Here is a 14,676-nt window from a genome sequence, read left to right on the forward strand (position 1 = left end):
TCGATCGCCGCACTATCCCTCGCGTTCCAACCTCAACGACACTCCCAGAAAGGAGCCCACATGCGCATCCGCCTGCTTTCCGCCGCCGCACTGCTGTCCCTGGCCGTCGCCCCGGCGTTCGCCGAGCCGGTCACCTACAAGCTCGACCCGAGCCACACCAACGTGCTGGCGCAGTGGACCCACTTCGGCTACTCGCACCCGCTCGCGCACTTCGGCGACGTCGAGGGCACTCTCGTCTACGACGCCGACAACGTCGCCGCCTCCAGCGTCGAGGTGACCCTGCCGCTGTCCGGCCTCGAGGCCTTCAGCGACAAGTTCAACGAGCACCTGCGCAGCGCCGACTTCTTCGACGCCGCCAAGTACCCGACCGCGACCTTCAGGAGCACCCAGGTCGAAAGCACCGGCAAGGACAAGCTCAAGGTCACCGGCGACCTGACCATCAAGGGCATCACCAAGCCGGTGGTGCTGCAGGTGATGCTCAACAAGGCCGGGGAACACCCGATGACCAAGGCCCCGGCGATCGGCTTCGACGCCAAGACGAAGATCAAGCGCTCCGACTTCGGTCTCGGCGCCTACGCCCCGAACGTCAGCGACGAAGTCTCCGTGCGCATCACCACCGAAGCCACGGCGCCGAAGGCCAGGTGATTCCCCCCTGCGCGGCAGTCGTCCCCTCCCCCTCCAACTGCCGCGCCCGCCGGCCCGTGGACCCACGGGCCGGCTTTCTTTTTTGCCCGCCGGCGCCCTGGCGGGCGGCGGGCCGCGGGCCCCGCTGCTAGAATCGGCACCTGTTCCCGCTTCATCCCCGCACGCCATGACCAGCACCGCCAACGCGCCCGCCAATGCCGAGAAGCGCTACACCGTGCACCGCAGCGACCTGCCGCTGAGCTGCCCGACCCCGGAAATGGCGCTGTGGAACTCGCACCCGCGGGTCTACCTGCCGGTGCAGGACGAGCCCGACCACCAGGCCCAGTGCCCCTACTGCGGCGCGGTCTACCAGCTGGTCGACTGAGCCCGACCCCCGGCCGCGGACCGGCCCGCCGATGCGCCGCCTGACCGTGGTCCAGCTGCTGCCGGCGCTCGAGTCCGGCGGCGTCGAGCGTTCAACCCTGGAGATCGCCGCGGCCCTGGTGGCCGAGGGGCACCGCGCGATCGTGGTTTCCGCGGGCGGCCGACTGGTGCCGGCACTGCTGGCCAGCGGCGCCGAACACGTCGAACTGGACATCGGGCGCAAGTCGCCGGCCGTGCTGCGCCACGTGCCCGCGCTGCGCGCGCTGTTCGGCCGCGCGCGCGCCGACATCGTCCACGCCCGTTCGCGCCTCCCGGCCTGGCTGGGGCGGATGGCACTGGGCAGCCTGCCGGCCGGGCAGCGCCCGCGCTGGGTCACCACCGTGCACGGACTCAATTCACCGGGTCGCTACAGCGCGGTGATGGCCAGCGGCGAGCGCGTGGTCTGCGTGTCGGGCACCGTGCACGACTACGTGCGCCGGCACTACCCGGCGGTCGACCCGGCGCGGCTGCGGGTGATCCCGCGCGGCATCGACCCGGCGCAGTTCCGGCGTCGGCCGTCTCCGGACCCGGCCGCGCGTGCCACCGTCGCGCGTGAGCATCCGGCGTTGGCTGGCAACGGTCCGCTGCTGCTGCTGCCCGGGCGCGGCACCCGCCTGAAAGGCCATGCCGACGCCCTGCAGCTGCTGGCCTTGCTGCGCGCCGGGCCGTTCGCCGATGCGCGCCTGTGGCTGCCCGGCGCGCGCGAGGCCGGCCGCGACGCCTACATCGATGAGCTGCTCGCACACGCGGCGGCCCTGGGCATCGCCGACGTCGTGGCCTTCACCGCGCCGACCGCGCGGATCGCCGAGGCCTACGCCGCCAGCGACCTGGTGCTGCAGCTGTCGCGCAAGCCCGAAGCGTTCGGGCGCACCGTGGTGGAGGCGCTGGCGGTGGGGCGGCCGGTGCTGGGCTGGGCGCATGGTGGCGTCGGCGAACTGCTGGAATCCCTGCAGCCGTGCGGTGCGGTCGCGCCCTTCGACGCCGCCGCGCTGGCCACGGCCGCGGCCTCGCTGCTGCGCACGCCGCCGGCCCTGCCGGAAACGATCCCGTTCACGCTGCAGGCGATGCAGCGGCAGACCCTGGACCTGTATGCCGAACTGGCCGGCTGAGCACGAAGCGGCCCGCGCCGGCGCCTTCGCCTGGACGCCGGCCTGGGTGCTGGCCTTCGTCGCGCTGTGGCCCTGGCCGGGCCCGGCCGAAGGCGTACTGGGGCTGGGCGCGCTGGCGGTGCTGGTGCAGCTGGCGTCGTGGGCCGGCACGGGCCGCGCGCTGCCGCTGGACCGTGGCGCGTTCTGGCTGGCAACCGGCGTGTTCGCTGCGTACTGGCTGCCGGAGCTGGTGTCGGCGCCCGATGCCCTGGATCGCGGCCGCGCGTGGAAGGAAGTCGTCGCCGACCTGCGCTACCTGCCATTCCTGTGGGGTGTGGCGATCGCCCTGCATGGCGCGCGCGGACGGGCGCTGGTGTTTTCCGGACTGGCGCTGCTGGTGGCGGCGTGGATGCTCGACGCGCTGCTGCAGGCGCTGTCCGGCACCAGTCCGCTGTTCTGGAGCCTGGATATGCTGCGGCGGATGGCCACGGGCAGCGAATCCTGCAGCGCCGCGGAAGTACTGGCGGTGGACCGGCTCAGCGGCGTGTTCGGTCCGTGCAACCTCAAGCTGGGCCTGGTGCTGGCCAGCCTGTCGCCGTTCCTGCTGGACGCCGCGTGGCGGCGTGGCGGCCGCATCGGCTGGGGCGTGGCGGCCGTGGCGCTGGGCGCGGCGATCCTCCTGGGCGGCGCCCGCGCGGCGTGGCTCGGCTATGCGCTGGTGCTGGCCTTCACCGGCTGGCGGGTGCTGGGCGCGCGCCACCTCCTGGCTTTCGCCGCGGCTGGCGTGGTTGCGCTTGGCGTGCTGTACATCGCCTCGCCGCAACTGCAGCAGCGCGTGGCGCGCACCGCGCTGGCGTTCGAGGCGGCGGGCGAGGGCGTGGATGGCGCGCTCTCCGGCCGCGCCCGCATCTGGCAGGGCGCCACCTGCATGGTCGGGGCGCATCCGGTCAACGGCGTCGGCGTGCGCGGCTTCCGCGAGGCCTGGCCGCAGTGCGACCCGGCGCCCGCGCAGGCGCCTGCCTGGGGCGGAGGCGAAGCCTTCCACGCCCACCAGCTGGTGCTGGAAGTGCTCAGCGAGACCGGCGCCGTCGGCCTGCTGCTGTGGCTGGCCGGTGCCTGGCTGGTGTGGCGCAGCTGGCGAGGGGCTCCGGCCGTCACACGCGAACGCGCGCGACCGGCGCTGCTGGCCCTGGCGGTGACCGCGTTCCCGCTCAACACCCACCTGGCGTTCTATTCGACCTTCTGGGGCGGCCTGGCGATGCTGCTGTGCGGGCTGTACATCGGTGCCCTGCATGGGCGCGAGGACGGGCGGGCGGGAACCTCTGCATGAAGCGGTCTGGCGATCTGCACGCCAGGTGTGGCGGCGTGGATGCACCCATGGCCTGCCTGCGCCACACCCCCTTGGGACGACGTCCTTCGGCGCCTTGAGTCATCCCCCCGCTCGCAGGGCCGTCGGCAAGCCCCCTGTAGAGTCGGGCTTGCCCGACTCCCACGCCCGATGTCCCTGCCCGCGCGAAAGAGCAGCGGGGCAAGCCCCGCTCTACGACGCGGCCGACAGCCGCTCCGCCGGGAGAGGGAAACATCGAAGAAGCCGCGGCCGGAACGCGCGGCTCCGTCCGAAGCCCGCGCACTGCAACCGCAGGTGCTGTCGCCGCTACCTGTCGCGGACAGGCATCACGGCTCCTGCCCGCGCCTCAGCGTGAACCCGGCAGCGGCCGGTCGCGGTCGTAGTAGTCGCTGCGGCCCTGCGGCTGGCGCTTGAAGCGGCGGTGGATCCACAGGTATTGCGCGGGCGCCTCGCGCACCATCGCCTCGATCGCGGCGTTGACCCTGGCCGTGTCGGCGACCGCGTCCTCGCCCGGGAAGTCCGGCAGCGGCGGCGCCACCCGCAGGATGTAGCGGCCGCCCTCGCGGCGGTGGAAGAACGGCACCACCGCGCAGCCGGTCAGGCGCGCCAGCTGGTGGGTCGCGGTGATCGTCGAGGCCGGCATGCCGAAGAACGGCGCGAACACCGTGTCCTTGCCGCGCATGTCCTGGTCCGGCGCGTACCAGAGGAAACCGCCCTTCTTCAGGTGCCGCACCGCACCGCGGATGTCGCCGTTGCCGAACATCGCCGTCGCATAGCGCAGGCGGCCGCGCTTGACCGCCCATTCCATCACCGGGTTGCGATGGCGGCGGTACATGCCCGCCAGCGGCACGTGCCCGCACATCAGCCGGCCGCACATCTCCAGGGTCATGAAGTGGCCGGAGACCAGCAGCACCCCGCGGCCCTGTTCCTGCAGCGCGCGCAGGTGCTCCAGGCCCTCGATCGTGGCCTGCGAACGCATCGGCTCGTCCTTGCCCCACCACGCGCGGGCGAACTCGAACAGGCCGATGCCCAGCGCGTCGAAGCTGTCGACCAGCAGGCGCCGGCGCCAGGCCTCCGGCTCGTCCGGGAAGCACAGCGCCAGGTTCACCTCGGCCGCGCGCCGGCGGGTGCGGGCCAGGCGCAGCGCCAGCCAGCCCACGCCGCGGCCGATCGCCCGCTGCCACAGCCAGGGCAGGCGCGCGGCCACCACCGCCAGCCCCAGCCCCAGCCAGGACAGCCACAGGTGGGGCGTGAAGGGCGGGCGCGGGGGTACCTGGTCGGGGGCGGTCATGCGGGAATTCTAAGCCCTGCACGCGAAGGCCGCGTCCGCCTCGGCTATGCTGCGCCGATGCCGAACGAAGCGATACGGAAGGAACCGGGCGAAGGCTACGTGCGCGCGCTGTATTCGTTCGCGCTGTACCTGCTGTCGCCGCTCACGCTCTACCACCTGATCGCGCGCGGGTTCCGGGTGCGCGAGTACTTCCGGCGCTGGGACGAGCGCTATGCCGCCTATGGCACCGAACCGGGCACGCCCTGCGTGTGGCTGCACGCGGTCTCTGTGGGGGAGGTCAACGCCGCCGCGCCGCTGGTCAACGCGCTGCTCAGGGAGCGCCCGGACATCCGCTGGGTCATCACCACCATCACCCCGACCGGCTCGGAGCGCGTGCGCGCGCTGTGGGGCGAGCGGGTGAACCACGTCTACCTGCCGTACGACCTGCCGGGCAGCGCCGCGCGTTTCCTGCAGCATTTCCGCCCCAGCCTGGCCCTGATCATGGAGACCGAGCTGTGGCCGAACATGCTGTTCGGCTGCCGCGACCTGCGCATCCCGGTGTACATCCTCAACGCGCGCCTGTCGGCGCGCTCGCTGCGCGGCTACCGCCTGCTGCGCCCGCTGATCGGGTGCGCGCTGCGCACGGTCAAGTGCGTGGCCGCGCAGTCGCTGGCCGACGGCCGCCGCTTCATGAAGCTCGGCGCGCTGCCCGGACAGGTGCGCATCCTGGGCAACCTCAAGTACGACATCACCGTGCCCGAAGGTCTCGATGCCTTCCGCAAGGAGTTTGCCGCCGCGCTCGGCACGCCGCGCCCGGTGTGGCTGGCGGCCAGCACCCATGAGGGCGAGGAGGCCGACGTCATCGAGCTGCACCGGCGTCTGCGCGCGCGCTGGCCGGAGCTGCTGCTGGTGTGGGCGCCGCGTCACCCGGAGCGCTTCGCGCGGGCGCAGGCGCTGGCCACGGAGGCCGGTTGGAGCGTGGGTTCGCGCCGCCAGGACCGCTGGCCGCGGCCGGACGACGACGTGTTCGTGGTCGACACGCTGGGCGAGCTGATGCTGTTCTACGGCTGCGCCGATGTGGCCTTCGTCGGCGGCAGCCTGCAGGCGATCGGCGGCCACAACCTGCTGGAGCCGGCCGCGGTCGGCACGCCCGCGGTGACCGGGCCGCACCTGCACAACTTCGCCGAGATCTCCGCGCGGATGAAGGAGGCCGGCGCGCTGCGCGTGGGCGCTGACGTCGACGGCGTGGGCGCGGAACTGGAGGCGCTGCTGGGCGATGCCGGCGCGCGCGCGACGATGGCCGCGGCCGGCACCGCGCTGATCGACCAGGGGCGCGGCGCGCTCGCCCGCACCCTGGCGATGCTCGGCGAGGACCTGCCGGCGCCGGTGGCGTCGATCCAGGGCGCCGCTCCCGCTTCGGCCTGAGCGCCGGCACCGGCGCCCGGAAAAGGAAAGGGCCGCCCCGGGGCGGCCCTTTCCACGTACGGGTGCGGCGAGGCTTACTGCGTGTTCACCGGACGCGACAGCTGCGTCTCGGCGTCGGCGGTCAGCAGCGCGTTGATCTCGCGCAGCTGGTCCACGTCCAGTTCGCCGGTGGCCTGGGCCAGCAGCAGGCGGTTGAGCAGGAAGTTGTAGCGCGAGCGCGCGTACTCGACCTGCGCCTGGAACAGGGTGCGCTGGTTTTGGACCACGTCCAGCACCGTGCGGGTGCCGACTTCCAGGCCGACCTGCGAGGCGTCGAACGCGCTCTGCGCCGAGACCACCGCCAGGCGGCGGGCCTCGACCTCGCTCACGCCGGCGACCAGGGCCTGGTAGAGGTTGCGGGTGTTGCGGTCCAGCGCACGGCGCTGCTGCTCGTACTGGTCCTGGGCGATGTCGCGCTGGGCGATCGCCTGGCGCACGCGCGACTGGGTCGCGCCGCCGGAGAACAGCGGCACGCTCAGGGTCACGCCGACACTGGTGCCGGTGCTTTCGCCGCGCTGGGCGTTCGAACCGGTGATGTCGCCCCAGCTGGCCTCCTTGCCCCAGCTGCCGCTCAGCGACAGGCTCGGGTAGTGGCCGGCGCGCGCGGTGTCCACGCTGTGCTCGGCGGCCTCCGCCTGCAGGCTGGCGGCGCGCAGCGACGGATTGTTCTGGATCGCCGCGGCGACCCACTCGTCGGCGCTGGCGCGCAGGGCCGGCAGCTCCGGACGGAAATCGGCCGGCAGCGCGCGCAGCTGGGTCACCGGCTGGCCGGTGAGCTCGGCCAAGGCCTGGTAGGCGTCTTCCAGCGCGTTGCGGGCCAGGACGGTGTTGGCGCGGGCCTCGTCGTACTGGGCGCGGGCCTCGTGCACGTCGGTGATCGGCGCCAGGCCGACCTCCAGGCGCTTGTCGGCGTAGTCGAACTGGCGCTTGCCGGCGGCCTCGTTGGTCTCGGCGGCGGCCAGCGACTCGATCGCCACCAGCACGTCGAAGTAGGCGGCGGCGGTGCGCACCATCAGGTCGTCGTTGGCCGCGTCCAGGGTCTGGTCGGCCGCCGCGCTCAGTGAACGCTGCGCGCGCAGGCTGGAGAACTTGCCCCAGTCGAACAGGGTCTGGCTGGCGCCGATGCCGTAGCTGCGCGACTTGCTGGTGCGCGAGCCGGACACGCCTTCGACCTCGTTGCGGTTGCGCCTGTACGAGGCGTCGCCGGACAGCTGCGGCAGCAGCGCGGCGCGGGCCTGGACCTGGCCTTCCTTGGTGTAGAGCGAGTTGGATTCGGCGATCGCCAGCGTCGGGTCGCCATTGCGGGCCATCTCGTAGGTCTGCAGCAGGTCGGCGGCCTGCGCGCTACCGGCGGACAGCGCGGCGGCCAAAGCCAGGACGAGGGAACGGCGGGTCATCAGCGGCTTCCTTTCTTGGTGGGCGCCTCCCGGTCAATCGGGAGGCGTCGAGGGGGAAAATCAGTGCCGACCGCGCCGTGCGGCTGCGGTCAGAACAGGAACTGCGGGACCGGCTCGGCGCCGTGCAGGTACTCCAGCTCGGTCTCGAACAACGATTCGGTGGTCGCGGCGTTGACACCTTCGCCCTTCACCACGCGCACGGCTTCCATCACCGGCGCCTGGCCGCGGACCACGAACAGGCGCCCGCCCGGACGCAGCCACGCCAGGAAACGCTCCGGGATCTCGGTGACCGCACCGGTCACGCAGACCGCGTCGAAGCGGCGCTCGCCGGGGTCGTACGCGAAGGCGTCGGCGGTTTCGATGCGGACGTTGACGCCCAGGCCGGTCGCGTCCAGGCGCGCGCGCGCGGCGGCGGCCAGCTCCGGGACCAGTTCCAGGCTGATCACTTCGCGGGCCAGCGCGCCGAGGCAGGCGCTGATATAGCCGCTGCCGGTGCCGATCTCCAGCACGCTGTCGCCAGGCTTCAGCTGCAGCGCCTGCAGCATGCGGCCTTCGACCACCGGCTTCATCATCTTCGCGCCGTGGCCCAGCGGCAGCTCGAGGTCGGCGTAGGCGAGGGCGCGGTGCGACTCGGGCACGAACGCCTCGCGCGGCAGGCGCCCGATCACGTCCAGCACGGCGAAGTCCAGCACCTCCCAGGGGCGGACCTGCTGCTCGACCATCAGTTCGCGGGCACGGGCGTAATCGATCGTCATGGGGATTCATCCAACGCGGGGAGCCGGCATTCTACTGGGCCGGGCCGCGGCTTGCCGGAAAGGATGCGGGGGCGGCCGCCGCCGGCTCAGTGCCGGAAGTCACCGCGACCTCCGTCCCGCGGGCGTGGCCGGCCGGCTCAGGTGCCATAGGCCCGCAGGAAGAAGTCGACGGTGGCCTCGATGTGCCGGGCCACCTCGTCCGGGCCCGGGTTCGGGCACAGGCCGCAGGCCATCAGCGGGTGCAGCTCGCCCTTGAGCAGGGAGAAGAACTGCGAGGCGGCCAGCGGCACGTCGTCGATGCGCAGCCGGCCCTCGTCGACGTGGGCCTGCAGGAACACGGCGAACACCTCCTGCACCCGGCGCGGACCGGCGTTCCAGAACAGCTGGCGCAGCGAGTGCTCGGCCGAGCCGGGGGTGTTCATCATGCGGTGGATGCTGATGGCCTCCTCGCTGGTGATCAGCGCGAAGAAGGCGTGGCCGATGGTGCGCAGCTGCTCGCGCAGCGGGCCCTCGGGCGGGTTGACGAACAGGTCGTCCGGCAGCACTTCCTGGCACTTGGCGGCGATGGCCTCGGAGAACAGCGTCTCCTTGTCGCCGAAGTGGCTGTACACCGTCAGCTTCGAAACCCCGGCCTCGCCGGCGATCTGGTCCATGCTCACGCCCTGGTAGCCCTGTTCGAGGAACAGACGCTTGGCGGCATCCAGGATCGACGCGCGCTTGCCCAGGTCCTTCGGCCGGCCGGGGCCCGGGGACCGCGCGGGAGCGGCGGTGGCGGGGTTCTTGAGACTCATGCAGCAATACTAGACTACGAAGTTTTCTATTTATACCATACCGGCTGGTTCAATTATTGAACGCAGGCGGCGACGATGAAGAAGGGATTCCGCGGGGCCGGGCTGCCGGCCCTCGTTTTCGCGGCCATGCTGGCCGCCGGGTGTGGCCGGGACGAGCAGGCCGCGGAGGCACCGCGCCCGGTCTGGGTGGTGCAGCCGCAGGCCGCCGGCGGCGGCGCGCTCGCCTTCGCTGGCGAGGTCCATGCCCGCGAGGAGAGCCCGCTGTCGTTCCGCATCGGCGGCAAGCTGGTGCGGCGGCTGGTCGATGCCGGCGCACGGGTGGAGCAGGGCCAGGTGCTGGCCGAACTGGATCCGGCCGACCAGGAGCTGCAGGCACGCGCGGCGCAGGCGCAGCTGGCCGCCGCCGAGGCCGAGGCCACCCGCGCCAGGGCCGACCTGGACCGCTACGCGAAGCTCGTCGAGCAGCAGCTGGTCAGCCGCTCGGCCTACGAGGCGCAGAAGACCGCCTACGAGGCCGCGGCCGGCCAGGCCCGTGCCGCGCGCGCGCAGTACGAGGTGAGCCGCAACCAGGCCGGCTATGCCGAGCTGCGCGCGCCGCGCGCCGGGGTGATCGCCTCGCGCCAGGCCGAGGCCGGGCAGGTGGTCGCCGCCGGCCAGACCGTCTTCGTGCTCGCCGCCGACGGCGGCCGCGAGGTCGCCATCGACCTGCCCGAGGACCGCATCCGCGAGTTCAAGGTCGGCGACGCGGCCCGGGTCGAGCTGTGGAGCACCCCGGGCCGGCAGCTTCCGGGGCGGATCCGCGAGATCGCCGCGGCCGCCGACCCGCAGACCCGCAGCTTCGCCGCGCGCGTGGCGCTGGACGACTTCGCCCAGGGCGAGGTGGAGCTGGGCCAGAGCGCGCGCGTCTACCTGGCGCAGGGCGCGGCTGACGGCGGCCTGCAGGTGCCGCTGTCGGCGCTGCAACGCGGCGACAAGGGCGAGGCGGCGGTGTGGGTGGTGCGCGAGGGCCGCGCCGTGCGCGTGCCGGTGACCGCCGGCCGCTTCGGCAGCGAGAGCGTGCCGGTGGCAGGCAAGGGGCTGCAGGCGGACGACTGGATCGTGGCCGCCGGCGGGCACCTGCTGCGCGAGGGCGAACCGGTGGCGCCGGTGGACCGCGAGAACCGGCCGGTCGCCGCGGCGGCCGCGCCCGCGAAGGCGGGCTGAGCCATGCGCCGCTTCAACGTCTCGGCCTGGGCGCTGCACAACCGCGGGCTGGTGCTCTATTTCATGATCGCCCTGGCGGTGATCGGCGGCTGGTCGTACCTGCGCCTGGGCCAGAGCGAGGACCCGCCGTTCACCTTCAAGGCGATGGTGGTGCGCACGCTGTGGCCGGGCGCCACCGCGGAGGAGGTGTCGAAGCAGGTCACCGAGCGCATCGAGAAGGCGGTGATGAACACCGGCAGGTACGAGTTCGTGCGCAGCTATTCGCGCCCGGGCGAGTCGCAGGTGATCTTCATGGCGCGCGACTCGATGAAGTCGAAGGACATCCCGGACCTGTGGTACCAGGTGCGCAAGAAGGTCGGCGACATCCGCGCGACCTTGCCGGATGGCGTGGTCGGGCCGTTCTTCAACGACGAGTTCGGCGACACCTTCGGCAACATCTACGCCCTGACCGGGCCGGGCTTCGACTACGCCATCCTCAAGGACTACGCCGACCGCATCCAGCTGGAACTGCAGCGGGTGCCGGACGTGGGCAAGGTCGAACTGGTCGGCCTGCAGGACGAGAAGGTCTGGATCGAGATCGACAACACCCGCCTGGCCACCCTGGGCATCCCGCTGCAGCAGGTGCAGCAGGCGCTCGAGGGCCAGAACGCGGTGGTGCCGGCCGGCTTCTTCGAAACCCCTTCCGAGCGCGTGCAGCTGCGCGTGGACGGGCCGTTCCGCAGCATCGAGGAGATCCGCGCCTTCCCGATCCGTGCCGGCGGCCGCACCATCCGCCTCGGCGACGTGGCCACGGTGACCCGCGGCTTCTCCGACCCGGCCGCGCCGCGCATGCGCTTCATGGGCCAGGACGCGATCGGCATCGCCGTGGCGATGCGCGACGGCGGCCACATCCTGCGCCTGGGCGAGGCGCTGGAGACGCGCTTCGCCGAACTGCAGAAGACCCTGCCGGCGGGCATGGAGCTGCGCAAGGTCTCCGACCAGCCCGAAGCGGTGCGCGAGTCGGTGGGCGAGTTCGTGCGCGTGCTGGCCGAGGCGGTGACGATCGTGCTGCTGGTCAGCTTCTTCTCGCTGGGCTTCCGCACCGGCCTGGTGGTGGCGGTGTCGATCCCGCTGGTGCTGGCGATGACCTTCGCGGTCATGTACTACTTCGGCATCGGCCTGCACAAGATCTCGCTGGGCGCCCTGGTGCTGGCGCTGGGCCTGCTGGTCGACGACGCGATCATCGCGGTGGAGATGATGGCCATCAAGATGGAGCAGGGCTTCGACCGCCTGCGCGCGGCCAGCTTCGCCTGGGAGTCCACCGCCTTCCCGATGCTCACCGGCACGCTGATCACCGCCGCCGGCTTCCTGCCCATCGCGACCGCCGCCTCCAGCACCGGCGAGTACACGCGTTCGCTGTTCCAGGTGGTGACCATCGCCTTGCTGGTGTCGTGGATCGCCGCGGTGCTGTTCATCCCCTGGCTGGGCGACCGGATGCTGCCGGACCTGGCGCATCCGCAGCCGCCGAAGCCCGGCAGCTTCGCCGCGCGCCGCCGCGCCTTCCGCGAGCGCCTGGCCGACCGCTGGCCGCAGTACGCCTTCGTCCTGGCGCCGGCGCCGCTGGACGCGCAGCACCACGATCCGTACCAGCGCCCGTTCTACGTGCGCTTCCGCCGCCTGCTCGACGCGTGCCTGCGCCGGCGCTGGCTGGTGATCGGCGTCACCACCGGCCTGTTCGTGCTTTCGCTGGTGATGTTCCGCTTCGTGCCGCAGCAGTTCTTCCCGGATTCGACCCGGCCGGAGCTGATGGTCGACCTGGAGCTGGCCGAAGGCGTGTCCCTGCGCGCCACCGAGGCCCAGGCGAAGAAGCTGGAAGGCCTGCTGCGGCAGCGCGAGGACATCCGCAATTACGTGGCCTACGTCGGCACCGGGTCGCCGCGCTTCTACCTGCCGCTGGACCAGCAGCTGCCGGCGACCAACTTCTCCCAGTTCGTGGTGCTGGCGAAGGACCTGGAGGCGCGCGAGCGGGTGCGGGCGTGGCTGCTGGACGAGGTCGCGCCGCAGTTCCCCGAGCTGCAGCTGCGCGTGACCCGCCTGGAGAACGGCCCGCCGGTGGGCTACCCGGTGCAGTTCCGCGTCTCCGGCGAGCACATCGAGCAGGTGCGCGCGATCGCCCGCCAGGTCGCGGAGAAGGTGCGCGCCAACCCGCACACCACCAACGTCAACCTCGACTGGGACGAGCCGAGCAAGGTCGTGCGCCTGGAAGTCGACCAGGACCGCGCCCGCGCGCTGGGCGTGGGTAGCGCGCAGCTGGCGCAGTTCCTGTCGGCGCAGCTGTCCGGCTACACCGCCAGCACCTACCGCGAGGGCAACGAGCTGGTCGGGATCATGCTGCGCGGCGGCGCCGGCGACCGCGAGCAGCTGGAACTGCTGGGCAGCCTGGCGGTGCCGACCGGCGATGGCGGCAGCGTGCCGCTGTCGCAGGTGGCGCGCCTGCGCCAGGTGTTCGAGGACGGCATCATCTGGCACCGCGACCGCCTGCCGACGATCACCGTCCGCGCCGACATCCGCGACGGGCTGCTGCCGGCGGCGGTGACCGCGCAGATCGACCCGACCCTCGAAGGGATCCGCGCGGCCCTGCCGCAGGGCTACCTGCTGCAGGTGGGCGGTTCGGTCGAGGATTCGGCGCGCGGCCAGAACTCGATCAAGGCCGGCCTGCCGCTGTTCCTGATCGTGGTGACGACGTTGCTGATGCTGCAGCTGCGCAGCTTCTCGCGCACGGTGATGGTGCTGGTGACCGCGCCGCTGGGCCTGATCGGCGCCACCTGGTTCCTGCTGATCTTCCGCATGCCGTTCGGCTTCGTGGCCATGCTCGGCACGATCGCCCTGGCCGGCATGGTGATGCGCAATTCGGTGATCCTGGTCGACCAGATCGAGCAGGACATCGCCGCCGGCCACGACCGCTGGCACGCGATCGTCGACGCCACGGTGCGCCGCTTCCGCCCGATCGTGCTGACCGCGCTGACCGCGGTGCTGGCGATGATCCCGCTGTCGCGCAGCGCCTTCTACGGCTCGATGGCGGTGGCGATCATGGGCGGCCTGGTGGTGGCCACCGCGCTGACCCTGTTGTTCCTGCCGGCGTTGTACGCGGCCTGGTTCCGGGTGAAGCCGGAAGAGGCACAGGCCTGATGGCGGTACTGTGCAGCCGGAGCAACGCCGCTGCTTTGGCTACGCCCCGGGTGCGCTTCGCTTACCCGGGCTACGCATCTTTTCTGGCTCTTTTCTTACCCGTTGGCCAGCGCCATCGTCCCCGCGAATCACGAATCACGAATCACGAATCCCCGCTCAACAACGCCACGAATGCCTGCGCCGCGCGCGAGAGCGTGCGGCCGCCGTGGACGACGTAGCCCAGCTGGCGTTCCAGCTTCACCCCGTGCACCGGCAGCACCTGCACCTGCGCGTCGAGCATCGTTTCCGGCAGGGCGCCCCAGGCCAGGCCGACGCTGACCATCATCTTGATGGTCTCCATGTAGTTGGTGGTCATGCGCAGCTGCAGCGACAGGCCGCGGCGGGTGAAGGTCCCGGCGACGATGCGGTGGGTGAAGGTGCCGGCGTCGGGCAGTACCGCCGGATGCGCGGCGATGTCGGCCAGCGTCACCTTCGACAGCCGCGCCAGCGGATGGTCCGGCGCCACCGCGAAGCGCAGCGGGTCGTTCCATACCGTGGTCGCCTGCAGCGGCGGCTCGGTGGGGCCCAGCGTGGTCACCGCCAGTTCGACGTCGCCGTGCAGCACCTGCGCGTAGGCCTGCTCCGAATCGAGGAAGCGGATGTCCAGCGCCACCTGCGGATGCAACGCGGCGAAGCGGCGCAGCAGCACCGGCAGGCGGTGCAGGCCGATGTGGTGGCTGGTGGCCAGGCTCAGGCGGCCGCCGATGTGCTGACCGAGGTCGTGCAGGGCGCGCCGCGCGGCCTCGGCTTCGGCCAGCATCTGTCGTGCCCGCGGCAGCAGCAGGCGCCCGGCCTCGGTCAGCACCACCTGGCGGCCGAGCCGGTCGAACAGCCTGGCCCGCAGCGAGTCCTCCAGCTGGGCGATGCGCTTGCTGACCGCCGGCTGGGTCAGGTGCAGCTGCTCGGCGGCCGCGGAGAAGCCGCCGTGCTCGGCGACGGCGACGAATGCGTTCAGTCCGGCCCAGTCCATCGCGCGCCTCCATGGATTCCTGTTGGGAATCCAGAATATGAAGAATATGCATTTGAGTTATCGATGGCAAGCCGGCACGATGGCCTTCCAGCCGGCGGTGCCGCGCTCCGCGCACCGCCACGCCAGACACGATCCG

12 protein-coding genes are annotated in these 14,676 nt (G+C 72.0%); 7 read left to right on the plus strand and 5 right to left on the minus strand.

The genetic code is table 11. From position 1 onward, the window contains the following. Positions 1–60 precede the first annotated feature (60 nt). The 4 genes from PSEJ35_RS0105295 (at position 61) to PSEJ35_RS15445 (ending at position 3,465) form a co-directional block, all read left to right on the plus strand. On the plus strand, positions 61–645 hold the full coding sequence (locus PSEJ35_RS0105295; RefSeq protein WP_028916892.1) for a YceI family protein: 585 nt from the start codon (positions 61–63) through the stop codon (positions 643–645). A 166-nt stretch (positions 646–811) separates the two neighbouring features. Next, complete coding sequence (locus PSEJ35_RS0105300) at positions 812–1,009, plus strand: zinc-finger domain-containing protein (RefSeq protein ID WP_024867615.1); 198 nt, start codon at positions 812–814, stop codon at positions 1,007–1,009. 31 nt (positions 1,010–1,040) lie between these two features. Next, a complete protein-coding gene (locus tag PSEJ35_RS0105305) occupies positions 1,041–2,156 on the plus strand; it encodes a glycosyltransferase (protein WP_028916893.1) in 1,116 nt (371 codons plus the stop codon). After that, a complete protein-coding gene (locus PSEJ35_RS15445) occupies positions 2,137–3,465 on the plus strand; it encodes an O-antigen ligase family protein (RefSeq protein ID WP_037082448.1) in 1,329 nt (442 codons plus the stop codon). Before PSEJ35_RS0105305 ends, PSEJ35_RS15445 begins: the two co-directional genes overlap by 20 nt. Before the next feature lie 364 nt (positions 3,466–3,829). Here PSEJ35_RS15445 and PSEJ35_RS0105315 read toward each other — a convergent pair whose 3' ends face one another. Then, positions 3,830–4,774 carry an LpxL/LpxP family Kdo(2)-lipid IV(A) lauroyl/palmitoleoyl acyltransferase gene (locus PSEJ35_RS0105315; RefSeq protein ID WP_028916894.1) on the minus strand — a complete coding sequence of 315 codons (945 nt, stop codon included), beginning with the start codon at positions 4,772–4,774 and terminating at the stop codon, positions 3,830–3,832. A 72-nt stretch (positions 4,775–4,846) separates the two neighbouring features. Here PSEJ35_RS0105315 and waaA point away from each other — a divergent pair, with 72 nt between their 5' ends. Then, a complete protein-coding gene (gene waaA / locus PSEJ35_RS0105320; protein WP_028916895.1) occupies positions 4,847–6,178 on the plus strand; it encodes a lipid IV(A) 3-deoxy-D-manno-octulosonic acid transferase in 1,332 nt (443 codons plus the stop codon). Between the two features lie 74 nt (positions 6,179–6,252). Here the strand turns inward: waaA and PSEJ35_RS0105325 are convergent, their stop codons facing one another. The 3 genes from PSEJ35_RS0105325 to PSEJ35_RS0105335 form a co-directional block, all read right to left on the minus strand. Further along, positions 6,253–7,614: a TolC family outer membrane protein gene (locus PSEJ35_RS0105325; protein WP_028916896.1), complete on the minus strand. Its 1,362-nt coding sequence runs from the start codon at positions 7,612–7,614 to the stop codon at positions 6,253–6,255. An 89-nt stretch (positions 7,615–7,703) separates the two neighbouring features. Continuing rightward, the gene (locus tag PSEJ35_RS0105330) at positions 7,704–8,369 is read right to left on the minus strand and encodes a protein-L-isoaspartate O-methyltransferase (RefSeq protein ID WP_028916897.1); all 666 of its coding nucleotides are present in this window, start codon (positions 8,367–8,369) and stop codon (positions 7,704–7,706) included. A 137-nt stretch (positions 8,370–8,506) separates the two neighbouring features. Continuing rightward, positions 8,507–9,160 (minus strand): TetR/AcrR family transcriptional regulator, encoded by a 654-nt coding sequence (locus tag PSEJ35_RS0105335; RefSeq protein ID WP_028916898.1) that lies wholly within the window; start codon positions 9,158–9,160, stop codon positions 8,507–8,509. A 75-nt stretch (positions 9,161–9,235) separates the two neighbouring features. On the opposite strand from PSEJ35_RS0105335, the gene PSEJ35_RS0105340 reads away from it, so the two are divergent. Both PSEJ35_RS0105340 and PSEJ35_RS0105345 read left to right on the plus strand, forming a co-directional pair. Then, positions 9,236–10,363, plus strand: coding sequence for an efflux RND transporter periplasmic adaptor subunit (locus PSEJ35_RS0105340; protein ID WP_051412510.1), 1,128 nt, complete (start codon positions 9,236–9,238; stop codon positions 10,361–10,363). A 3-nt stretch (positions 10,364–10,366) separates the two neighbouring features. Continuing rightward, on the plus strand, positions 10,367–13,531 hold the full coding sequence (locus PSEJ35_RS0105345) for an efflux RND transporter permease subunit (RefSeq protein ID WP_028916900.1): 3,165 nt from the start codon (positions 10,367–10,369) through the stop codon (positions 13,529–13,531). Positions 13,532–13,673: 142 nt separating this feature from the next. Here PSEJ35_RS0105345 and PSEJ35_RS0105350 read toward each other — a convergent pair whose 3' ends face one another. After that, positions 13,674–14,540: a LysR family transcriptional regulator gene (locus tag PSEJ35_RS0105350; protein ID WP_028916901.1), complete on the minus strand. Its 867-nt coding sequence runs from the start codon at positions 14,538–14,540 to the stop codon at positions 13,674–13,676. Positions 14,541–14,676: the final 136 nt, after the last annotated feature.

It is taken from the genome of Pseudoxanthomonas sp. J35, assembly GCF_000513995.1.
Lineage (GTDB): Bacteria > Pseudomonadota > Gammaproteobacteria > Xanthomonadales > Xanthomonadaceae > Pseudoxanthomonas.

Bases quoted from the DNA above. Each gene is read 5' to 3' on its own strand.
- PSEJ35_RS0105295 (WP_028916892.1), top strand. From the start codon at position 61: ATGCGCATCCGCCTGCTTTCCGCCGCCGCACTGCTGTCCCTGGCCGTC.
- PSEJ35_RS0105300 (WP_024867615.1), top strand. From the start codon at position 812: ATGACCAGCACCGCCAACGCGCCCGCCAATGCCGAGAAGCGCTACACC.
- PSEJ35_RS0105305 (WP_028916893.1), top strand. From the start codon at position 1,041: ATGCGCCGCCTGACCGTGGTCCAGCTGCTGCCGGCGCTCGAGTCCGGC.
- PSEJ35_RS15445 (WP_037082448.1), top strand. From the start codon at position 2,137: ATGCCGAACTGGCCGGCTGAGCACGAAGCGGCCCGCGCCGGCGCCTTC.
- PSEJ35_RS0105315 (WP_028916894.1), bottom strand. From the start codon at position 4,774: ATGACCGCCCCCGACCAGGTACCCCCGCGCCCGCCCTTCACGCCCCAC.
- PSEJ35_RS0105325 (WP_028916896.1), bottom strand. From the start codon at position 7,614: ATGACCCGCCGTTCCCTCGTCCTGGCTTTGGCCGCCGCGCTGTCCGCC.
- PSEJ35_RS0105330 (WP_028916897.1), bottom strand. From the start codon at position 8,369: ATGACGATCGATTACGCCCGTGCCCGCGAACTGATGGTCGAGCAGCAG.
- PSEJ35_RS0105335 (WP_028916898.1), bottom strand. From the start codon at position 9,160: ATGAGTCTCAAGAACCCCGCCACCGCCGCTCCCGCGCGGTCCCCGGGC.
- PSEJ35_RS0105340 (WP_051412510.1), top strand. From the start codon at position 9,236: ATGAAGAAGGGATTCCGCGGGGCCGGGCTGCCGGCCCTCGTTTTCGCG.
- PSEJ35_RS0105345 (WP_028916900.1), top strand. From the start codon at position 10,367: ATGCGCCGCTTCAACGTCTCGGCCTGGGCGCTGCACAACCGCGGGCTG.
- PSEJ35_RS0105350 (WP_028916901.1), bottom strand. From the start codon at position 14,540: ATGGACTGGGCCGGACTGAACGCATTCGTCGCCGTCGCCGAGCACGGC.